The sequence below is a fragment of the Actinomadura rubrobrunea NBRC 15275 genome, from assembly GCF_001552235.1.
GTDB lineage: Bacteria > Actinomycetota > Actinomycetes > Streptosporangiales > Streptosporangiaceae > Spirillospora > Spirillospora viridilutea.
The window spans coordinates 1-20,143 of record NZ_BCQU01000074.1; the positions used below are offsets into that span (position 1 = coordinate 1).

Consider the following 20,143-nt stretch of genomic DNA (forward strand, 5'->3'; position numbering starts at 1 on the left):
CGGCGCCGGAGGCGCCGGCCGCCGACACCGTCCGGCGGCACCGGGCGCGGCACGCCGAGCCGCCCGCGCGGCTGCCCGACCCGGCGGAGCCCGACCGCCGCGCCGACCGCGGCGACCGTCCGACGTGGAGTCTGATGGACCGCGGCGGTCTGCTGACCGCCGAGTCGCTCCTGCGCGCCTTGGACGACGATCTCTCGGGCGGAGAGGCGGACTCCGTCGACGACGCGGCCATGCTGTGGCGGACGGTGAGGATGCTCGCCGACGTCTCCCGGCCCGCCGACGCGTTCGTCCCGGTCGACCTGCGGCCCGTGGTCGATGCCGCGGTCTCCGGTGACATGACGGTGTCGGTGCCGGAACCGATGGGCGGCGCCGACGCTCAGGTGCCGCCGGCGCCGTCGGGAGGGCCGGTCGCTCCGGGAGCCTCGGCGCAGTCGGCCGCATCGCCTCCCGGCTTCGACGGGGCAGCCGACAGGGCCGTCGAGGCCACGGCGCCTCCGGAGGAGGACGCGTCCTCCTCCGCGGACGTCGGTCTCGAACCGCGGGTCGCCTCGCCGGACGTCGCCGTGCAGCCCGCCGTCCATGACTGCCGGTCCTGCCGCACCAAAGGCGAGCCGCCGTCCCCTCTTCTTCCGTTCCCCATCGACCGCCCCGCCCCGGCCGATGTGTCCAGTGTGTCCGGAGGGCACGCGCAGCTGCCCCTCGCCGGGATCTTCCAGGCCCAGCCGCTGAAAGCGCCTCGCGACAGCGGCTTTTCGGCTGTTCCCTACGTCGCCCTGCAAGACATGATCGCGGTCGAGGATCTGGCCGCCGTCCCCGATTAATACGCCTCACGCCGAGCCGTCCCGCCGGGCCGTCCGCGCAACCGGCCGGGCGCGTTCCCCCGGGCCCCAGGTCCCGACGCGTCCCGGCAGGCCGATATGTCGCCCCCAGTACGCCGACGGCGCGCGGCCGCGGGACGCCGCGGGCGGCGGCGCGGACGGCGCGACGTCCACGCGGGCGCCGGAACCGCGCCGGCACATCCCGGCCCGCGCCGAAGACCACCCACCACCGGAGCAATGGTGCCCTGCACCGTCGCCGGGGCACGGCGCACCTCGCGCCGTCCAGCAAGTGCATCGATCAGGAACACACAGGACAGGAGTACACGAATGCGGAACTGGAGAAAGAACCTCAGCCGCGCGGCCGTGGCCGCCGCGGGCGCCGTGGTGCTGGGATCGAGCGTCTCGGTCGGGGGCGCCGCCGCGAGCGTCGCCCAGCCGGCCGACATCGACCAGATCCAGGCCCAGGGGATCCGCTCGGCCAACGGGTTCCGCGGGTGCGGCGACCTGGCGGGCATCTTCGCCAGGGCGAACATCGACTGCCCGTTGAACGACGTGGACGGCTCGTCGGACGGCGACGACGACCTGGGCCTGGACGGGATCAGCGCGTTGGGCGGCACCTTCAACGGGCCCGTCAACGCGTCCGGGGACGCCGTGGCGCTGGTGAACATCGCCAAGTCCTACGGCGACGACTCCTCCCCCAGGGGTGAGTGGAGCTCCTGCAACAGCTGCAACGCCGACTACTACGACGACTACGGCTCGGAGGACGCCAAGCCGTACAAGTCAAAGCCCTACAAGGCGAAGAAGGCTAAGAAGGCGAAGAAGCACAAGGCCCACAAGTCTCACAAGGCGCACAAGGCGCACAAGTCTCACAAGGCGCACAAGGCCCACAAGGCGAAGGCCCACAAGGCGCACAAGGCGAAGAAGCACAAGGCGCACAAGGCCAAGGCGAGGGGGAAGGGGCGGACGAGCCCGCGGCGCGGGTCCGCCTGGTACGCGGCCCCGGGCACCCTGCCGTCCACCCGGCGTCTGACGCGGCCCGCGCCGGAGGCCGCGGTGCGGGTGGCGGCGCAGCCCGAGGCGGCCGCGGCGGTCGAGCCGCAGGCCGCCGAGCGCGGGCTCCGCGCGTTCCTCACCAAGCTGGTCAAGCCGGGCGACCACCGCGCCGCGTCCTGACCGTCCCGCGGCAGGGCGTTCGCGTCGGCCGCCGGCCGCGCCCGCCCGCGGCCGAGCCGGCCTGAACGGAGCCGAACGACACAAGACGCCCCGGTGCGAGGCATCACCGTCCGGCCGAACGGTGATCCGCGGATTCGGATCGGGCCCGCCGCATCCGCGGTCGGCCACCTCGCCCCGGACGTCGTCCGATCCGGTCTCCGTCTCGGAAATCCATCCGCGACGGAGACCGGATTCTGTTTCCCCGCCTTCTTGATCAGAATTCGCCGCTCCCGCGCGCGACATCTATGAAACGTTTGTCCGATGGCTCATGGCGGGCCATCTATGCGCAGAAGGCAAAGCTTTCCGGAGACGGCGGCGTTGTTCTGCGGCGGCCTTCTCGCGAAGAAACTCGCGCGGTCATGCACTGCCAACCGGCTGACGCCGGGACTATGATTCGGTACGTGCATTGGTGGATTCAGCAGGCCCGCGATTCAGCGGCGGAGGCCCAGGCCGCCGACCCGTCCCCGGAGAATATGATGGCGGCCGCCCAAGTCGAGGCGCTGGTGTCCATGGCCGAAGCTCTGCACCGCATCGCCGCGGCCATCGAGAACCACGCCGGTCCGCAGCGGACCGGGATCAAACGCCCGAACGCCGACTGACCCGATCCTCACCGCGTCCGACCATTCCGCGGCGTTGTCGGCGGCCATGAGAAGAACCGTTCTGGACGCGTCCTGGAGCGGCTCCGCGACTGCACACGCGGCGACGAACGCGAACCGAGCACCGCCCAGAAAGCAGCCCACGACAGCGGAAAGCCGGTGTGTCCCGGGAAATCCCGGAGCACACCGGCTTTCGTCGTCGGACGGGTGTGGGGCTCACACGTCGCTGAGGGCCTTGCGCTCCAGCCTGCTGCCGTTGGAACCCGGCGCGAGCCGCGAGGGCTTGGTCATCGCCGACCGCGGCGGCTCCGCGACGACCTCGTGCTCCATGGTCACGGGGGCGATCCGTTCGTCCTCGATCATCTGGTGGTGGGCCGGGTGCGGCCCGTGGTCCGGACGGTCCCGCAGGCGCGCGGCGGCCTGCCGCAGCGCGCGCTCGCCGACCAGGCGGTTCAGCTCGAGGCCGAAGCAGTCGAGCTTGTCGGCGTCGGTGAGGTCGTCGCGGTGGCTGAGATCGGCGGCCAGGCTGCCCAGCCGCTGCGCCTCGGCCAGGTCGAACTCGCGCAGCAGGTGGCAGCACAGCTCGGTCAGCGCGGCGTGGTCCCGCTCGAACGACAGCCCCGCCAGATCGTTGTGCGACAGCCGGCTGAGCGCGCGCTTGCGCTCCAGCTCGCCGTCCAGGATCCGCAGGATGCCGTTGAGGACGGTGATCGGGCCGATGCCGACGCCCCGGTCGAGGGCGAAGGTGAACGACACGCGCAGCAGCGCGGCCGACCCGAGGCCCGCCGTCATCACCCGCACGATCAGCAGGCTCACCGGGTGCATGGTCTCCGGCAGGCCGAACGTCCACCCCGCCGCGGTGATCGCGATCAGGGTGAGGACCGACGCGGCGGTATTGACGAACACGTACAGCAGTCCGGCCGGCGAAAGGAACGCCGCCAGCGGCTTGTCGCGGTAGCGGACGATCAGTTCGGCGGCACCGAATCCGCCCCCGATCAGGGCGGCGGACGACATTTCGATGATCATTTTCTCCGTCCCGTCACGCCGTTCGCGCGTTCAACCGCCCGAAGGCGTACTCCTCGGTCTTGCCGCGCCTCGACAGCACCGACGGACGCTGCCGGGCGGCCGTTTCGGTGCGTTCGGCCTCCAGGAACACCAGCAGCCATTCCGCCGGCCCCGCGGCGCGGCCGGTGCGGGCTCGTCTCGTCTTCTCCCGGGCGCGCAGGAAGGCCAGCAGCCATTCGGCCGGACCGGACGCGGCGCCCCCTCGAATTCGTGCATCCATGAGAGAAACCATTGCGCACCGGCGGCCCTCGCGTCGACTTCTTCGCTGGCGCGTCAGGTAATCGCCGGGTCAGGGCTCGGAGCAATCACTTCTGCGGAGGTTCCGCGGCACAATACGCAGGATCGGGCGGATCGGCCCGGCGCGGCGGCCGCGGATCCGCTGTCGATCTTTATCGAGTGCGCCGACACGGTATTGTTCATCGCGGCGGCATCGGCGTCCCCGGTAACGTGGCACGGTGTCTCAACACCGAGTGGGTGATACTCCGGGCGAAATCCTCGCGCCGGCGGAAATGTTCCGGTTGGGCGCCGTGGAGAATGCGGAGATGATCCCCGAGGGGATGATGAACCGCAACTGGCGGCTGGTCACCGCCCGCGGCGCGTTCCACCTGCGCCGGATCCTCGACGTCGACCTGCGCACCGCCCGCCGCAACCTCGCCGCGCTCGCCGCCCTGGCCGAGGACGGCCTGCCCGTCCGCCCCGCGCTGCCCGCGCCCGACGGCGCCCTGGTCGTCGAGGTCGGAGGGCACGGCTACTGCGCGTTCCCGTGGACGGACGGCGTCCACGTCGCCGGCACCGACCTCGCGCCGCGCCAGGCCGCCGACCTGGGCGCACTGGTGGCCCGCCTGCACCACGCCCTGCTCCGCACCCCGCCCGCGCCCGGGTCCGCGTCCGCGCGGGCGCCGCGTCCCGCGGCCGTCGAATGCCCGGAGCGGGCGCTGGCCCGGACGGCTCGGCTGCTCGACCACATCTCCTCGCTGCGCTCCCCGCAGACCGCCGACCTGACCTTCGTCGTCCACCTGCGGCGGCGCACCCACCTGCTGCGGCGGTACGGCGCGCTGCGTCCCGCGCGGGACCGCCCTCCCGGGCCGTACGGTTGGACGCACGGCGACCTGCGCGCCGACAACCTCCTCTGGCGCGACCGCGCGGTCGTCGCCGTCCTCGATTGGGACCGGCTGGCCGTGCGCCCCTTGATGGAGGAGCTCGCCCGCGCCGCGCTCGCGCTGTTCGCCCGCGAGGACGGCGTGATCGACCTGCCGCGCCTGGCCGCGTTCACCAACGGCTACCGCTCCATCGCGCCGGTCGACGAGCGCGCCCTGGGCGACGCGGTGCGCCGCGTGTGGTGGAGCACCATGTGCGACCACTGGCATCTGGAGTACTACTACGGCCACTGCTGCGGCCACCCGCACCGGTCCGGCCCCGGCGCCCTCGACTGGTGGCTCAACGCCTGCGGCCGGGCGTTCGTCCGCGACTCCCGCATGCTCGACTGGTGGACCCGCCACTGGCAGGACGTCCGCGACGCGTTCGCGGGCCGGGGCTCCGCCTCACCCCTGGCCGCCTGACCCGGTCGGCCCCGCCGCCTCGCCGCGGCCCGCGCCGTGTCCGTCTTCGCCTGAGCGGCGTGTCCGTCTTCGCCCGAGCAGACGGTCGGCGGCTTCGGGGACGGCGGCCTGCCGAAGTTTTGCGGAGTTCGATGGAGGGGATTGGGTACCAGCCACGATCGGTGAGACGGCCTTCTCGTAGCGTAGCGTGTGGGAGGGAGGGGGCCTGTTGACCGAGGTATCCGGGTACGCTCCCGGGGCGCCGTGCTGGGTGGAGCTGGCCAGCCCCAAGATCAGGGCGGCCAGGAAGTTCTACGGGGGCGTGTTCGGCTGGCACTCCCACTCGTACAGCTACGACTTCGGCGACTACCACACGTGGACGCTCGGGAAGCCCAAGGGGCCCCGCGTGGCCGGGATGCGGGCGCTCGCCGGCACCGCGCAGACGTCGCACTGGACGTGCTACTTCGCCGTCGACGACCTCGGCGCCGCGGTGCGGCGGGTGCGCGCGGCGGGCGGCCAGGTGATCGTGGAGGACGCGGAGGTCGCGCACCTCGGCAGGCTGGCGCTGGCGGTCGACCCGGACGGCGTGGGCTTCGCGCTGTGGAAGGGACTCGCGTTCCAGGGCGCGGGCGTGGTGGACGAGCCCGGCGCGCTGTGCTGGCTGGAGCTGGGCTGCCGCGACCTGGACGGCGCCCAGCGCTTCTACGGCGACGTCCTGGGCTGGACGTTCGTGGAGCGGAACCACGAGGGCCTGACCTACTCCTATTGGCGGGTCGCCGACCGGTCCGTCGGCGGCATGGTCGTGCTGGACAGTCCGCTGCGGCCGCTGGAGCGGCCCCAGTGGATGCCGTACTTCGCCGTTGAGGACTGCGACGCGTGCGTGGCCAAGGCGGCGAAGCTGGGCGCCCGCGTCGCGGTGGCCCCGCGCGACATCCGCCCCGGCCGCTATTCGATCATGAGGGACCCGCTGGGCACGCCCCTGGCCGTCATCGAACCGGCCCGCTGAGCGGGCGCCGGCCCGCGAACGGTCCGCCCGCCGGCCGTGTTACCAGTCGCCCTACCAGTCGCCGCCGAGACTCCGCTTGGCCTCGGCGATGCGGTCCTCGTCGCGCCGGTAGAACACCCACTGCTTGATCTTCTTGCTGCGGACCAGGCCCGCCCGGGCGAGGATCTTGAGGTGCTCGCCGCAGGTGGGCTGGCTGACGCCCAGCTTCTCGGCGATGAACAGGGAGCAGACCCCGTCGCGGACCAGGTCGCCGTCGCGCTGCGGGGGGAAATGCCGTTCCGGATCGCGCAGCCACGCCAGGATCTGCTGCCTGCGGACGCTGGCCAGCGCCTTGAGGAGATCCACGTCCAGCACGGCAATGATCATGGCACGGTCTCGGCGCTCCGGCGGCGCGCTCGCCGAACGCGACGGGCCCGCCGGGATGCCGGCGGCGGCGAGCGGGCGGGGGAGCGCCGCGGACGTGCGTGCAGGACAATGGGGCTCCACGGCACGAACCCAGGCAGGGGAGCGGGCATGTACGCCGAAGAGCGGCAGCAGGAGATCCTGGCCCGGGCGCGGGCGAAGGGCCGGGTCGACGTGGTCGCGCTGGCCGAGGAGTTCTCGGTGACGACCGAGACGATCCGGCGCGACCTGACCGTGCTGGAGCGGGCCGGGACGCTGCGGCGCGTCCACGGCGGGGCGATCCCGGTCGAGCGGCTCGGGTTCGAGCCCGCGCTGGCCGCGCGGGACGCGGTGATGACCGAGGAGAAGGAGCGCATCGCCAAGGCGGCGCTGGAGGAGGTGCCGCGCGACGGCTCGGTGATCATCGACGCGGGCACCACCACGGCGCGGCTGGTGCGGCTGCTGCCCGCCGACCGGGAGCTGACCGTGGTGGTCAACTCCCCGCCGCACGCCACCGTCCTGGCCGCCCGGCCCAACCTCAACGTGATCATGCTGGGCGGGCGGGTGCGCGGCCGGACCCTGGCCACCGTGGACGAGTGGGTGCTGCGGCCGCTGGCGGACCTGTGCGTGGACGTGGCGTTCATGGCCACCAACGGCTGCTCGACGGCCCGCGGCCTGACCACCACCGACCAGGCCGAGGCCGCGGTGAAGCGGGCGATGATCGCCTCGTCGCGGCGCCGGGTGCTGCTGGCCGACCGCACCAAGATCGGGCAGGACTACCTGGTGCGGTTCGCCGACCTGTCCGACATCGACGTGCTGATCACCGACACCGGCCTGGACACCGAGCTGGCCGCCGAGCTGGCCGCGGCCGGCCCGGAGATCGTCCGCGTCTGAGGCGCGGCGCCCGGGGCGGCCGGGGCCGCCCCGGACGCGCGTGCGGGGGGCGGACGTTCAACACCAGTAGAGGGCGGAGTTCTCGCGGGTGACGTTGCGGAGCACGATGTCGCTGCCCGTGCACGGGCTCCAGCGGATCGCGGTGTTGCGCACCGTCAGGTTCTGCAGCGTGATGTCGCGCGACGGCGGGAACTCGGTGCGCGCGGCGATGCGGACCTCGCCGCCGCCGTCGACCGTCCCCGACCGTCCCGCGATCGTCATGTTGTAGCAGTTCTCCAGCAGGATGGCGTTGTTGCCGGTGTTCGCGATGTCCACCTCGTCGATCACGGCGCCGCCGCTCTCGGAGACGCAGAACACGCCGCGTCCGCCGCCCCGCGCCTTCACGCTGCCGACGCGGATGTTGATCGGGTAGGAGTCGCCCACGCGGCCGTTGCGGTTGGCGAAGCGCAGGGCGGCGTACCCGGTGCCGGTGCCCGCGCCGTCTGCGTCGACCCGGGTGACGGTCGCGTTGATGGTGTCGTTCAACAGCAGCCCGGAACCCCCGGTATTGCGGGCCGTGACGCGGTTGATGGCAAGCCCGTCGACGCCGTACGTCTCGACGCCGTGCGACGACGTCCCCGACACGTACACCTGGTCGATGCTGATGTCGCGGGAGCGGACGGAGCGGTCGCCGTGGTTGTCGATGCGCACGCCCAGGCCGCCGGACAGCCGCAGCTGGATGTCGCCGAGGACGACGTTCTCGACGTTCCGCATGAAGATCCCGTAGAGCGGGGAGCCGGTGACGTTCAGGTGGCGCACCTCGATGTCGCGCACGCCGCGGGCGTAGATCGGCGCCTGGTCGCCGGAGCCGGAGCCGGTGACGTCGATGGTGCCGCACACGTCGATCCCGGTGTGGTCGCGCAGCGAGATCCGCGACCCGGCGCTGATCGAGCCGCTGCCGCGCACCACCACCCACTCCTTGGCGGTGCGGCCCGCCGTCAGGCTGTCGATCGCCGCCTGCACGGCGGCCCGCATGTCGCCGCCGCTGTAGACGGTGCGCGAGCCGTTGCGGGCGGTCCAGGTGCCGCCGCTCTGCACCGCCTCGGCGTGGTAGGTCGGAAGGTCGCCGCAGGCGGCGGCCGCGGGAGGCGCCGAAACCCCGATCGTCAGGCCCGAGGCGGCGAGCGATGCCGCCGCGAGGACGGCGACGCGGGCGCGCCGGCGGGTGCGCCGGCCGGGTGAGGTGGTCATGGGCCCTCCTGGGCGTCGACGGGATTAGGAAAGCGTTTTCCGCTCTTCGTGTGGTAGCCCGGTCGCTCCGCGGCGGTCAATCCCGCCTTTCACGCTTTCCTCGGCTGCCCGGGGCGGTCCGGGGCGAATCGCTCACCGGTTGCCGGATGCGCGCATAACGTCCCGATGTCGGAGCATGCCCTCAGGATGTGCTCGGCGCGCGTGCGGAGGACGGCGGCAGGACCGCCGCCGTCCGGAGGGCCTTGTCCGGCGGCTTCTCTGGGCGGCGCGTCCGGCCGGACCGGCGACTGGACCGCGGCAGGATGGGGCCGCCGAGTTAGGTTAGACGGCAACGGTTGGTTCGACCGACTGGGAGAAAAGTCACGATGACCTCTCCTGCGACGGCCCGGAGCGGGCCCGGCACGGTGCGGCGCCGTCCGGGCGGCGGCGCCCGGGCCTGCCCGTTCGTCGGCTCGCCGGGCGCGTCCGCGCCGTCCGGCGCCGCCCGCGGCCCCTGACGTCCCCGCGGTCTCCGGTTTGCTGTGCACCGCTCGCCGGAGATGGCACGCTGGGAAACGCGAACATCGGCCAAGGGAGAGCGACAGTGGACTTCGCGGCGGAGGAGCAGGCCGTCGGCCTGCGGCGGGCCGGGCCCACGGTGCTGCGGATGGTGGTCGGCGCGCGGCTGCGCAAACTCCGCGAGGCCTCCGGGATATCGGCCGACCAGGCGGGTTACGAGATCCGCGGATCCGCCTCCAAGATCAGCCGGATGGAGCTGGGCCGCGTCGGCTTCAAGGAGCGCGACGTGGCGGACCTGCTCACCCTCTACGGCGTCACCGACCCGGACGAGCGCGAGGCGCTGGTGGAGCTGGCGCGGGCGGCCTCGGTGCCGGGATGGTGGCAGCGCTACCACGACATCGTCCCGCCCTGGTTCGAGCCCTACCTGGGGCTGGAGCAGGGCGCCAGCGTCATCCGCTGCTACGAGGTGCAGGTCGTCCCCGCGCTGCTGCAGACCGAGGACTACGCGCGCGCCGTGATCAGGCTCACCCACCCCCGCGCGTCCGAGGAGGAGATCGAACGGCGCGTCGCGCTGCGCCGCGAGCGGCAGCGCATCCTCACCCGCGACGACCCGGCGCGGTTGTGGGCGGTGCTCGACGAGGCCGTGCTGCGCCGCCCGTTCGGCGGCCGCGAGGTCATGCGGGACCAGCTGCGGCACCTGATCGACGTGTGCGCGCTGCGCAACGTCACCGTGCAGGTGCTGCCGTTCGGCGCGGGCGGGCACGGCGCGCTCGGCGGGCCGATCACGCTGCTGCGGTTCGAGGAGGCCGATCTGCCCGACGTCGTCTACCTCGAGCAGCTCACCACCGCGCACTACCCGGACCGGCGCGCCGACGTCGACCATTACACCGACATCATGAACCGCCTGGTCGTGGACGCCGATTCGCCGCCCAAGAGCCTCGACACGCTGCGGCGGCTGCTCGCCGAGGACTGACGGCGCGGGGCCGCCCGGACGCGGTAGGCCACGGCGGACGGCACGCCGTCCCCCGGCCGTGCCGCCGTGACCCGCTCCCCCCCGCTTGCCGCGGAGCCGTTCCCCGACGTCAGGGGCGGCAGCCGTCCGGGGTTGCCGCCCCGCCCCCCAATGCGCCGCGGGAACGCTCCGTTGGTGCGAAGAAACTAGCCGTGATGGGCGCCGCGGGTTCGCGGGTCCGGGGCGGCAGTCGACGAGCGGTCGCCCGGATGCGACGAGCGGTCGAAGTCGCGGGCGTTCCGCCGGAAACGCGCGAATTGGGTGGTAGGAAGGGGCGGCAGAAGGGACCGGCAGGGGAGGGCAGGGCATGAAGGGCTTCTTCGCCGGCCGCACGCTGGCGGACCTCGGGCGGGACCTGCGGGCGGGCCGGACGAGCGCCGCCGCGCTGCTGGAGCGGGCGCTGGAGTCGATCGACCCGGACCTGAACGCGTTCGCCGCCGTCGACGCCGAGGGCGCCGCCGCGGCGGCCCGGCGCGCCGACGAGGAGCTGGCGGCGGGGGCGGACCGCGGCGCGCTGCACGGCGTCCCGGTCGCGGTCAAGGACGTCATCGACGTCGCCGGCCTGCCCACCGGCATGGGCTCGGCGCACTTCGCGGGGCACGTGGCCGCCGAGGACGCGGCGTGCGTGCGGCTCCTGCGGGAGGCGGGCGCGGTGATCGTCGGCAAGACGACGACGCACGAGTTCGCCTACGGCGCGAGCGGGGACGTGTCGGCGACCGGCCCGTCGCGCAATCCGCACGACCCGGCCCGGGCGTCGGGCGGCTCCAGCGGAGGCAGCGCGGTCGCCGTCGCGGCGGGGATGGTGCCGCTGGCGCTGGGCACCGACACCGGCGGCTCGGTGCGCATCCCCGCCGCCCTGTGCGGGATCGCCGGGTTCAAGCCCGCCTTCGGGACGTTCCCCGTCGACGGCGTCTTCCCGCTGGCCCCCTCGTTCGACCACGTGGGCGTGCTCGCGGCGACGGCCGCGGACTGCCGCACGGCGTACCGGGCGCTGACCGGTTCGGCCGAGCCGCCCGCGCCGCGCGAGGTGCGCATGGCCTGGGTCGACGGCATGGTGCCGATGGACGCGCAGGTCGAGGAGGCGGTGCGCGCGTCGTTCCCGGACCTGCCCGTCGAGCGCGTCGACCTGCGCGCGGCGCGGCGCGTGTTCGCCGCGATCCAGGACGCGGAGGCCTACGACGTGCACGCCGACCGGGTGGAACGCGCCGCGGACCTGTACCAGCCGCCGACGCTCGACCGGCTGCGCCGGGCCGGGCGCACGCCGGGCTGGCGCTACGTGCGGGCCGTGCGGGAACGCGAGGACTTCACCCGCGCCGTCGCCGACCTGCTCGGCCGCTACGACGTGCTGGTGCTGCCCACGGTCCCGCTCACCGCGCCGCTCATCGGGCAGCGCGACAGCGACCTGGGGCCGCTGCAGCCCGCGCTGGTGTCCCTGACGTGCCCGTGGAACGTGGCCGGGGTGCCCGCGCTGAGCATCCCGGCGGGGTTCGTGCGCGGCCTGCCCGTCGGCGCGCAGCTCGTCGGGCGGGCCGGGGCCGAGCACGTGCTGTTCGCCGCGGCGGAGCGCTGCGCGGCGTCCCGGGGCTGACCGCGCCGCGGAGCCCGCTCACAGGTAGAGGCCGAACAGCTCCTCGGGGTTGTCGAAGATCTGCGGCATGTCCTCGGCGGTGAGGGTGACCAGCTCCTTCTTGCCGGGCGGCTTCCCGTTCGGCGCCGCCTTCCCGTTCGGCGCGGCCTTCCCGGCGGGGGAGGTCCCGTCGGACTCCGGGGAGACGCGGGCGGCCAGACGCTGCGCCTGGTTCGCGACGGCCAGGTCGAGCAGGTTGCGCATCAGGCGGCCGTTGCCGAAGGACGGCCCGCGCGGGGCGCGCCGCAGCATGGCCCGCAGCCGGTCGGCCACGTCCGGCGCCAGGCGGAACCCGTCGGCGGCGGCGAGCTGCTCGAACACCGCGACCAGCTCGTCGTCGGTGTAGTCGGGGAAGTGCAGCTGCTTGGGGAAGCGCGAGTCCAGGCCCGGGTTGGCGGCCAGGAACTCGGCCATCTCCCGCTCGTAGCCGGCGACGATCACGATGAGGTCGTCGCGGTGGTCCTCCATCAGCTTGACCAGCTCGGCGATGGCCTCGTGGCCGTAGTCCCCGCGCATCGGCGACTGGGTGAGGGTGTAGGCCTCGTCGATGAACAGCACGCCGCCGAGCGCCCGCTCGACCAGGCGGCGGGTGCGCGGCGCGGTCTGCCCGATGTACTCGCCGACCAGGTGCGCGCGGGACGCCTCCACCAGGTGCCCCGACGACAGCACGCCGAGCTGCTTGTAGATGCGGCCGAGCAGCCGCGCCACCATCGTCTTGCCGGTGCCGGGGTTGCCGGTGAACACCATGTGCCGGGTCGGCGGGGTCACCGACAGCCCGGACGCGCTGCGCAGCTGCTCGGCGCGGGTGCTCGCGACCAGCAGCGCGATCTCCTGCTTGACGTTCTCCAGCCCGACCAGGCCGTTCAGCTCGGCCAGCGCGTCCCCGGCGCCGGGCGCGGTGTCCAGGGTGCGCGGGATGTCCTTGCGCCGCACCACCAGCTCCTCGTCCGGGCCGGTGCGGGCCCGCACGGACGCGACGACCAGGTCCGCCAGGTGCGGGGCGAGACGGGCGTTGCGCAGCGTCTGCATGGGCGGCGTCGCGGCCAGCAGTTGGCCCGCCGCGGTCAGCGCCTGCCGGGTGGCGCGCGCCCCGTGCCGCCGCAGCGCCCGACGGAACAGCTCGGCGTGCCCTTCGGGGGTGAACGGGCGGGTGCGGGCGACGCGGAAGCGCTGCAGCAGCGCCGGGTTGACCTCCCGCACGCGCTCGTCGCCGTCCTCGTCGCACAGCGCGACCACGTTGACGTCGGGGTGGACCGCGAGCAGCCGGTGCAGCTCCTCGGTCAGCGCCTCGCCGTTGCCCGGGTCGAGGGCGATGTCGTCCAGGCCCTCGATGACCAGCAGCCGCTCCCACGCGCAGTCGCGGACGTCGGCGTGCAGCTTGGCGACCGCGTCCGCCAGCCGCTGCCCGGCGAGCAGGTTGTCGGTGATCCACAGCGGCTCGCGGCCCAGCCGCAGGATGCGGGCGACCTCCTGGGCGGCGTCGCGCTTGCCGGTGCCGTCCGGCCCGGCCAGCAGCAGCCGCACGGGCGCGCGCTCGCGGCCGATCTCCGCCAGGACGGCCGACACCTCCGGCTGCCCGACGAGGGTGTCGACGACGGTCTCGCCGCCGTCGCCGTCCCCGGACGGCCGCGCGTCGGCCTGCGCGTCCTCGCGGGCGGCCCGCGCCTCGGCCTTGAACCGGGAGACCAGCGGGTTGACGACGCGGCGGCGCGGCGCGAACAGCCGCCGCAGGTCCGTCTGGAACTGCCCGACCGGGATCCACTCGGGCTTGGGGAACCACGGGTCGCCGGGCAGGCCCTGCAGGGTCGCCACGAACCGCATGGCCATGTCCAGCCAGGCGCGGCAGGCGTCGGCGGCGCCCGCGACCAGCGCCCGCACCAGCCACGCGCGGGTCTCCTCCTGCCACGGGCCCGGTTTGAACCCGCGCTGCTCGGCGGGGAAGCGGGCGGCGATCTCGCCGTAGAGGTCCTCGCCGAGCGCGACGGCCAGCTCGCCGGGCACCTGCTCGATGCTGCCCTGCAGCATCAGGTGGATGAGGTGCACCTCGACGGACTCGTCGCGCGGCGCCGCCGCGAGCAGCGCCTCGTGCGCCGCGAGCAGCCCCGCGCACACCCACTCCAGGTAGCCGACCGGCCCCAGCAGCTCGGGGACGGCCGCCAGGACGTCGTCGTCGGCGTGCGCGTTCCAGTTCTCCCGGAGCTCCATCTTCGGCAGGTTGACCTCGCACGGGGGCGGGTCGTCGTACAGGCGCAGCAGCGCGGTGCGCCGCCGCTCCAGCGGCTCGATGCCCTCGAGCACGGTCAGGCACTCGCGGGCCAGCTCGATCGCCAGCGCGCGGTCCGGCGCCTCGACGAGCCAGTCCACCGGGGGACGCCAGCGGCCGCCGGGGGCGTCCCAGCGCGTCATCCGGGTGCTGAGCGGGCCGGGGTTGACCATGTGGCGGCGCAGCAGCCGCTCCGGCAGCTGCGACCACGACCCGCCCTTGATCGCGCCGCCGCCGGGCAGGAACGCCAGGATGCCGAAGATCTCCGCGACCACGAGCGGCGCGGGCAGGGTCAGCAGCTTGTGCTCGTCGGTGGTCAGGTCCGCGCAGCGCGGATCGCGTGCCAGCGCGTCGATCCGGGCCCCGATCTCCTCGAACAGCCCGTCGGGCACCCGCCACGGGCCGTAGGCGTAGACGTCGAGGACCGGCTCGTCGGTGAGCAGTAGCTCCAGGTGCTCCGGCAGCCGCAACGCACACTCCCCAATAGTGATCAAACCGGGTAACAGCCTACGTTTTCCGGATGTGTGGGAACGTCGTTAAGCGGTGACGTTTCGGAGTCGACGTTTCGGAGTCGACGTTTCGGAGGCGACGTCCGGGGCCGGCCGGGGCCGGGGCTTTCAGCGCCGGCGTTCCACGGCGGCCTCGACCCAGCGGGCGGCCCGCAGGGCCTGCTCGCGCAGCTCGCCGCTCGTCCTGCCGCCCGCCTCGTACTCGATCTCGGCGGTGAGGTTGGCGACGCGGTAGACGACGGTGGCGCGCCGCTCCTCCGGCCGGTCCTCCACGAGGAACGCCTCGTCCCCCAGCCCGGAGACGTCGCGGAAGGCGTGCTCCGGGTCGGGGGTCCGCGGCGGCTGGGCGCTGTCGCGTTCGTTCCGGTAGCGGGTGCGCGCGGCGGCGACGGTCCGGTCGGCGACCAGGGTGACGCGCAGGTTCGGCGCGCCGCGGGCGCTCGACCCCACGTCGCTCCACCGGCACTCCGACCTCGGCAGGCCGGTCGAATGCTCGGGCGAGGAGTCGGCTTGGGCGGAGAAGCCGGGCACCAGCCGCGCCGCCTGGTCGGCGCTGATCGTCCCGCACGCGGACGGGGGCGCGGTGAAGCGGACCGGTTCGGACGAGGCCGCGCCGGCCGACCTCGACGGGCCCGGCGAGCGGGTCCTCTCCCGCGACTGCACGCGTTCCTGCGCGTGGAGCACCACCGCGATCGTGATCCCCACGGCGGCCGCGGTCACCGCCGCCCCGGTCGCCAGCGGCAGGAGCAGGCCCCGGCCGCGCCGCCGCCGGGCGCCGGACGGCACGGCCGGCCCCGACGGTCCAGAGGGCACGGCCGGCCCCGACGGCCCAGAAGGCACGGTCGGCCCTGCCGACACGGGCGGCCCGGACGGCGCCGCGGTCGGCACGGTCGGCAGAGGCCGCGGCGGAACGGTCCGGAACTCGGCCGGGAGGGGCGGCGGGGCCCCGCCGGACGCCACGGCCCGCAGCGCGTCCTCGGCGTCGGCGGCCGGCAGCCGCGCGGCCGGGTCCTTCACCAGCAGACCCATGATCACCGGCGTGAGCGGGCCGGCGGCGCGCGGCGGCGCCGGCTCCTCGGTGAGCACCGCCGCCAGCGTCCCCATCAGCGTGGCGCGGGCGAACGGCGGCCGCCCCTCCACCAGCGCGTACAGCGTCGCGCCCAGCGACCACAGGTCCGACTCCGGCCCGCCGCGCTCGTGCCGGGCCCGCTCGGGCGCCATGTACGCGGGCGACCCGATCAGCGAGCCCTCCCGGGTGAGCGTGGCGTCGCCCTCCAGCGCGGCGATGCCGAAGTCGGTGAGCACGGCGCGGCCGTCGTCGCGCAGGAAGACGTTGGCGGGCTTGACGTCCCGGTGCTGGACGCCCCGCTCGTGCGCCGCGCGCAGGGCCCGCAGCACGTCCAGGCCCACCCGCGCGGCCTGGTCGGGCGGCAGCGCACCCCGGTCGGCCAGGACGGCGTCCAGGGAGCGGCCGGGCAGCAGGTCCATGACGATGCACGGGCGGCCCTCGTCCATGACCACGTCGTGCACCGTGACGATCGACTCGTGGTCGAGCGCGGCGGCGGCGCGGGCCTCGCGGATGGCGCGCCACGCGGCGTGCTCGCGCTGGGCGGCGTCCAGGTGGCCGGGCAGCAGCAGCTCCTTGACCGCGACCTCCCGGCCGAGCTCCTCGTCGCGGGCCCGCCACACCACCCCCATGGCGCCCTGGCCGAGCCGCTCCACCAGCCGATACCGGCCGGCCAGCACCCGCGCGCCCGTCATGCGCGGCTCCGGAGGGACGCGGCGGCCCAGCGCGCCGCCTGCACCGCGTCGTCGAGCCCGCCGGTGCCGCGCCGGTGGGACACCTGGACCTCCACGACGGCCCTGCCCTGCCGGAACACGACGAAGACCTTGTCCATGGCCGCGCTCGTCCCGGTGTAGGTGTAGGTGAACGCCTCATCGCCCACCCCGCGCAGCGTCGACGCGGGGGACTTGCGCGCCCGCACGCGGCGCGCCCCGATCTCGTCCCAGCCCCACACCACCAGGTCCGAGCCCTTGGCGTTCTGGTTGCGCTGGCTGACGAACCTGGTGTGCGCCTCCTCCTCCGAGGACGGCCCGGGGTCGCCCGCCAGCCGGATGACGTCGCCGATGCTGATCCCGCGGTCCTGGATCGCCCAGATGCAGGTGCCGTCGTCCATCTTGCTCCGGTACGGCTCGCCGCCAGGGAGCAGTCGGCGGACCTGCGCCTTGGTGAGCGTGGTGCAGTAGTCGAAGGACGCGGTGGCGGTCGGGGACGGGGAGGGCGCCGTGGTGTGCGGAGCCGCCTGCGCGGCCGGGCTTCCGGCCGCCCGGGCCGTGGGACCGGGCCCTGGGTCGTCCGCCTCCAGCAGGCCGGACGCGACGCCGGCAGCGATCGCCGCCGCGCTCGCGACGCCGACGGCGACGACGGGCCAGATCCGCCGGCGCCGTGCCGGCGGCGTTCCCGGATGCGTCGCGGCGGTCGCCGCCGCGCCCGGCGGCGCCGGGGCGGGCAGCCCGGACGGCCTGCCCTCGGCCACGTTGCGCAGCACCTGCCGCACGACGTCCGCCGGAGGCCGGTCGTCGGGGTCCTTGCGCAGCAGGTACCACAGCAGCGGCCCCAGCGAGCCCGCCCGGCGCGGAGGCGGCGGCTCCTCCGACAGCACCGCGCCCAGCGCGGCCATCGGGCTGTCGCGCTCGAACGGCGGGCGTCCCTCCACGGCCGCGTAGAGGGTGGCGCCCAGCGACCACAGGTCGGACTCCGGCCCCGCCGGCTCCTCCCGCAGCCGCTCGGGCGCGATGAAGCCCGGAGACCCGATCACCGTGCCGGTGCTGGTCAGCGACGGGTCGCCCTCGAGCGCGGCGATGCCGAAGTCGGTCAGCACCGCCCGCTCGCCGCCCCGGTCGAGCAGCACGTTGCCGGGCTTGACGTCGCGGTGCAGCACGCCGCGCGCGTGCGCGGCGCACAGCCCGTCCAGCACCTGCAGCCCGATCCGGGCGACCTGGGGCGGCGTCAGGCCGCGCCGCGCCGCCTGCGCCAGCGTCTCGCCCCGGATCAGCTCCATGACGATCCACGGCCGCCCGTCCTCGACCAGCACGTCGTGCACGGTGATCACGTTCGGGTGGTCGATCAGCGCGGCGGCGCGGGCCTCGCGCCGCGCGCGTTCGCAGGCCACCCGGTGCCGGTCGGGGTCGAGCCCGTCGGGCAGCACGATCTCCTTGACCGCGACCTCGCGCCGCAGCGTCTCGTCCGTCGCCGTCCACACCGACCCCGCGCCGCCGCCGCCGAGACGAGAGATCAGGCGATACCGCCCGGCGAGCACACGATCAGGCATAGCCCGACCGTACCGGGTCGGCGCGGCGGTTTTCCCCGCAAACCCCGGCGCGGCGCGCGCGGCGGCCGGGCCGATGCGGCCGAACCAATGCGGCCGAACCAATGCGGCCGAAGCAATGCGGCCGAACCAATGCGGCCGAACCGATGCGGCTACGCGCCCGCGTGCACCACCCGCTGCCGCGGACGGCGCAGCGCCTCCACCGCCAGGCGCGCGGACGTGCCGATGACCGCGTCAGCCTGCGGCAGCACCGCGGCCGGCAGCGGCGACCGGGTGAACACCGCCACGGCGTAGCGGCCGCCGTCGGGGTACTCCACGACGCCGATCTCGTTGCGGATCGTGGGCAGCGTCCCGGTCTTGCCGCTGACGCGCACGTCGTCGTAGGGGAACCCGGACGACAGCCGGTGCGGCCACACCTGCAGGCCGAAGAACCGTCTCATCTGCGCGCACTCGGCGGGCGGGGCGGCCTCGTCCCGCCAGATCATCGCCATGAGCCGGGCCATCTCGCGGGGCGTGCTGCGGCTGGTGCGCATCGGGTCCAGCGCGCGCAGCCGCTCCAGCACGCCCGGCTCGGCCAGCCGCGCCCACAGCTCGCCCAGGTCGCGCACGCCGCCGTCCGCCAGCATGGCCTCGTGCAGGTCGCGGCCGGTGCCGACGACGCGGGTGGCGCGCAGCCCCAGCTCGGCGACCGTCGCGTCGATCGCGTCCAGCCCGACCGCGGCGAACAGCGCGTCGGCCGCGGCGTTGTCGCTGATGGTGATCATCATGCAGGCGAGATCGCGCAGCGACATGCGCACTTCGTCCTGCAGCGCGGACACGCCCGTCGGGCCGGCGCAGCGGTCCTCGGGACGCAGCGTGACCTGCGCGGCGGGGTCGAGGCGTCCGGCGGCGACGTGCCGGAAGAACGTCACCAGCAGCGGCACCTTGAACACCGACGCCAGCACCACCGGCTCGTCCGAGCGCAGACCGATCTCCCGCCCGGAGTCCACGTCGAGGGCGTGCAGGTACCCGGTGACGCCGGCGTCCCGGAACGCCGCCTCGATCCGCTCCACGTCCCCGTCCATGCGCTCCTTCGCTCGTCCCCGGCCCGCCCGTGCGGCGCCCTTGCCGCGCTCCGGCCCGCTCATGCCAGGAACCCCGAGGCCGGACGGGGCACGACGCGGCGCGGCGGCGCGGACGGCAGCGGCGTCATCCCGGCCTTCGCGCACAGCACGGCGGTGGCGGCGGAGGTGAACTCCGACACCGCGTGCTCGCGTTCGCTGTCGCGGCGCCACGCGCACGACACGCGCAGCAGCAGCGGCTCGCCCACGAGCGGCAGCCACGTGACCCCGGACGCGTCCGGGGGACGCGGCGTCAGCGCCACCGCCGACCCCGCCAGCACCAGCCCGACGGCGAACTGCGGCTGCCGGGCCTCGTGCACGGCGGGCGGGTCGTACCCGTGGCGGCGGCAGGCCGCCAGCAGCTCGTCGTACGGGCCGGGCGACTCCTCGCGCGGGAACAGCGCCAGGTCGCGTCCGGCGAGGTCGGCCAGGTGCACCTCGGGCGCGGCGGCCAGCGGGTCGCCGGACGGCAGCAGCACCCCGACCGGCTGCCCGAGCATCGGCCCGAGGCACAGGTCGCGCACCTCGCACGGATGGCGGACGACCCCGACGTCCAGCGCGCCCTCGGCCAGCGCCCGGATCTGCTCGGCGGTGCCGATCTCGCGCAGGTCCAGCCGCACCTCGGGGCAGCGCTCCCGGAACTCGGCGATCAGCGCGGCCACGACGGCGCCGGTCAGGTCGGCGGCCACGCCCGCGCGCAGCGCGCCGAGCTCCCCGCGGCGGGCGCGGTCGGCCAGGGAGCGGATGCGGTCCACGCGGGCGAGGATCTCACGGGCCTCGTCCAGCAGCAGCCGTCCGGGGACGGTCAGCTCGACGCGGCGGCTGGACCGCTCGAACAGCCGCACCCCGAGCTCCCGTTCGAGCCGCTGGATGCGCTGGCTGAGCGGCGGCTGCGCCATCCCCAACCGCTCCGCGGCCCGGCCGAAATGCAGTTCTTCGGCCACCGCGACGAAGCACTGCAGATGGGCCACGAGGTTCACGAGCAGCGATCATATCGATTCGGCTATGGCTGCGACACCCATATCGATCTTGGACTTTTCGCTGGTCGGATGGTGTGCTGTCGGG

At 74.5% G+C, this 20,143-nt stretch carries 17 protein-coding genes and 1 pseudogene; 9 read left to right on the forward strand and 9 right to left on the reverse strand.

Going from position 1 to position 20,143, the window contains the following annotated elements; all coding sequences use genetic code 11:
- The 3 genes and pseudogenes from AR3_RS31195 to AR3_RS30760 all read left to right on the forward strand — a co-directional run.
- Window positions 1–821: pseudogene (locus AR3_RS31195) on the forward strand (hypothetical protein); the annotation flags it as partial.
- 324 nt (window positions 822–1,145) lie between these two features.
- Window positions 1,146–1,991, forward strand: a complete 846-nt coding sequence (locus AR3_RS21225) for a hypothetical protein (RefSeq protein WP_067916140.1) — start codon at window positions 1,146–1,148, stop codon at window positions 1,989–1,991.
- A gap of 440 nt (window positions 1,992–2,431) precedes the next feature.
- The gene (locus AR3_RS30760) at window positions 2,432–2,629 is read left to right on the forward strand and encodes a hypothetical protein (protein WP_146150163.1); all 198 of its coding nucleotides are present in this window, start codon (window positions 2,432–2,434) and stop codon (window positions 2,627–2,629) included.
- Between the two features lie 213 nt (window positions 2,630–2,842).
- On the opposite strand, the gene AR3_RS21230 is transcribed toward AR3_RS30760, so the two are convergent.
- Together AR3_RS21230 and AR3_RS21235 are read right to left on the reverse strand one after the other, a co-directional pair.
- On the reverse strand, window positions 2,843–3,652 hold the full coding sequence (locus AR3_RS21230) for a hypothetical protein (protein WP_067916142.1): 810 nt from the start codon (window positions 3,650–3,652) through the stop codon (window positions 2,843–2,845).
- 13 nt (window positions 3,653–3,665) lie between these two features.
- Window positions 3,666–3,911, reverse strand: coding sequence for a hypothetical protein (locus AR3_RS21235; RefSeq protein ID WP_067916144.1), 246 nt, complete (start codon window positions 3,909–3,911; stop codon window positions 3,666–3,668).
- A 322-nt stretch (window positions 3,912–4,233) separates the two neighbouring features.
- Between AR3_RS21235 and AR3_RS21240 the strand changes: the two genes are divergently transcribed.
- Both AR3_RS21240 and AR3_RS21245 read left to right on the forward strand, forming a co-directional pair.
- Window positions 4,234–5,250, forward strand: a complete 1,017-nt coding sequence (locus AR3_RS21240; RefSeq protein ID WP_169803869.1) for a phosphotransferase — start codon at window positions 4,234–4,236, stop codon at window positions 5,248–5,250.
- A gap of 208 nt (window positions 5,251–5,458) precedes the next feature.
- Complete coding sequence (locus AR3_RS21245) at window positions 5,459–6,235, forward strand: VOC family protein (protein WP_146150164.1); 777 nt, start codon at window positions 5,459–5,461, stop codon at window positions 6,233–6,235.
- Between the two features lie 51 nt (window positions 6,236–6,286).
- Here the strand turns inward: AR3_RS21245 and AR3_RS21250 are convergent, their stop codons facing one another.
- Window positions 6,287–6,589: an ArsR/SmtB family transcription factor gene (locus AR3_RS21250; protein ID WP_067916180.1), complete on the reverse strand. Its 303-nt coding sequence runs from the start codon at window positions 6,587–6,589 to the stop codon at window positions 6,287–6,289.
- 159 nt (window positions 6,590–6,748) lie between these two features.
- On the opposite strand from AR3_RS21250, the gene AR3_RS21255 reads away from it, so the two are divergent.
- Window positions 6,749–7,510 carry a DeoR/GlpR family DNA-binding transcription regulator gene (locus AR3_RS21255; protein WP_067916150.1) on the forward strand — a complete coding sequence of 254 codons (762 nt, stop codon included), beginning with the start codon at window positions 6,749–6,751 and terminating at the stop codon, window positions 7,508–7,510.
- A gap of 57 nt (window positions 7,511–7,567) precedes the next feature.
- On the opposite strand, the gene AR3_RS21260 is transcribed toward AR3_RS21255, so the two are convergent.
- Window positions 7,568–8,740, reverse strand: coding sequence for a cupin domain-containing protein (locus tag AR3_RS21260; protein ID WP_067916151.1), 1,173 nt, complete (start codon window positions 8,738–8,740; stop codon window positions 7,568–7,570).
- Window positions 8,741–9,105: 365 nt separating this feature from the next.
- On the opposite strand from AR3_RS21260, the gene AR3_RS32670 reads away from it, so the two are divergent.
- The 3 genes from AR3_RS32670 to AR3_RS21270 all read left to right on the forward strand — a co-directional run bounded on the left by AR3_RS32670 (window position 9,106) and on the right by AR3_RS21270 (window position 11,838).
- Window positions 9,106–9,237 (forward strand): hypothetical protein, encoded by a 132-nt coding sequence (locus AR3_RS32670; protein WP_281179289.1) that lies wholly within the window; start codon window positions 9,106–9,108, stop codon window positions 9,235–9,237.
- Between the two features lie 149 nt (window positions 9,238–9,386).
- Window positions 9,387–10,211 carry a Sco1979 family transcriptional regulator gene (locus tag AR3_RS21265; RefSeq protein WP_067916181.1) on the forward strand — a complete coding sequence of 275 codons (825 nt, stop codon included), beginning with the start codon at window positions 9,387–9,389 and terminating at the stop codon, window positions 10,209–10,211.
- A 346-nt stretch (window positions 10,212–10,557) separates the two neighbouring features.
- Window positions 10,558–11,838, forward strand: a complete 1,281-nt coding sequence (locus tag AR3_RS21270; RefSeq protein ID WP_067916153.1) for an amidase — start codon at window positions 10,558–10,560, stop codon at window positions 11,836–11,838.
- 18 nt (window positions 11,839–11,856) lie between these two features.
- Here AR3_RS21270 and AR3_RS21275 read toward each other — a convergent pair whose 3' ends face one another.
- From AR3_RS21275 to AR3_RS21295, 5 genes are all read right to left on the reverse strand, one after another.
- On the reverse strand, window positions 11,857–14,610 hold the full coding sequence (locus AR3_RS21275; protein WP_067916155.1) for an AAA family ATPase: 2,754 nt from the start codon (window positions 14,608–14,610) through the stop codon (window positions 11,857–11,859).
- A gap of 147 nt (window positions 14,611–14,757) precedes the next feature.
- The gene (locus AR3_RS31810) at window positions 14,758–16,410 is read right to left on the reverse strand and encodes a serine/threonine-protein kinase (RefSeq protein WP_067916156.1); all 1,653 of its coding nucleotides are present in this window, start codon (window positions 16,408–16,410) and stop codon (window positions 14,758–14,760) included.
- Complete coding sequence (locus AR3_RS21285) at window positions 16,407–17,981, reverse strand: serine/threonine-protein kinase (protein WP_083951747.1); 1,575 nt, start codon at window positions 17,979–17,981, stop codon at window positions 16,407–16,409. Before AR3_RS21285 ends, AR3_RS31810 begins: the two co-directional genes overlap by 4 nt.
- A 149-nt stretch (window positions 17,982–18,130) precedes the next feature.
- On the reverse strand, window positions 18,131–19,105 hold the full coding sequence (locus AR3_RS21290; RefSeq protein ID WP_313819753.1) for a serine hydrolase: 975 nt from the start codon (window positions 19,103–19,105) through the stop codon (window positions 18,131–18,133).
- On the reverse strand, window positions 19,102–20,058 hold the full coding sequence (locus tag AR3_RS21295) for a LysR family transcriptional regulator (protein WP_067916162.1): 957 nt from the start codon (window positions 20,056–20,058) through the stop codon (window positions 19,102–19,104). The genes AR3_RS21290 and AR3_RS21295 overlap by 4 nt, the downstream gene beginning before the upstream one ends.
- Between the last annotated feature and the right edge of the window lie 85 nt (window positions 20,059–20,143).

Coding starts and splice junctions, on each gene's coding strand:
- AR3_RS31810 (WP_067916156.1), bottom strand. CDS start 16,410: ATGACGGGCGCGCGGGTGCTGGCCGGCCGGTATCGGCTGGTGGAGCGG.
- AR3_RS21225 (WP_067916140.1), top strand. CDS start 1,146: ATGCGGAACTGGAGAAAGAACCTCAGCCGCGCGGCCGTGGCCGCCGCG.
- AR3_RS21240 (WP_169803869.1), top strand. CDS start 4,234: ATGATCCCCGAGGGGATGATGAACCGCAACTGGCGGCTGGTCACCGCC.
- AR3_RS32670 (WP_281179289.1), top strand. CDS start 9,106: ATGACCTCTCCTGCGACGGCCCGGAGCGGGCCCGGCACGGTGCGGCGC.
- AR3_RS21255 (WP_067916150.1), top strand. CDS start 6,749: ATGTACGCCGAAGAGCGGCAGCAGGAGATCCTGGCCCGGGCGCGGGCG.
- AR3_RS21265 (WP_067916181.1), top strand. CDS start 9,387: ATGGTGGTCGGCGCGCGGCTGCGCAAACTCCGCGAGGCCTCCGGGATA.
- AR3_RS21230 (WP_067916142.1), bottom strand. CDS start 3,652: ATGATCATCGAAATGTCGTCCGCCGCCCTGATCGGGGGCGGATTCGGT.
- AR3_RS21285 (WP_083951747.1), bottom strand. CDS start 17,981: ATGCCTGATCGTGTGCTCGCCGGGCGGTATCGCCTGATCTCTCGTCTC.
- AR3_RS21260 (WP_067916151.1), bottom strand. CDS start 8,740: ATGACCACCTCACCCGGCCGGCGCACCCGCCGGCGCGCCCGCGTCGCC.
- AR3_RS21235 (WP_067916144.1), bottom strand. CDS start 3,911: ATGGATGCACGAATTCGAGGGGGCGCCGCGTCCGGTCCGGCCGAATGG.
- AR3_RS21290 (WP_313819753.1), bottom strand. CDS start 19,105: ATGAGCGGGCCGGAGCGCGGCAAGGGCGCCGCACGGGCGGGCCGGGGA.
- AR3_RS21270 (WP_067916153.1), top strand. CDS start 10,558: ATGAAGGGCTTCTTCGCCGGCCGCACGCTGGCGGACCTCGGGCGGGAC.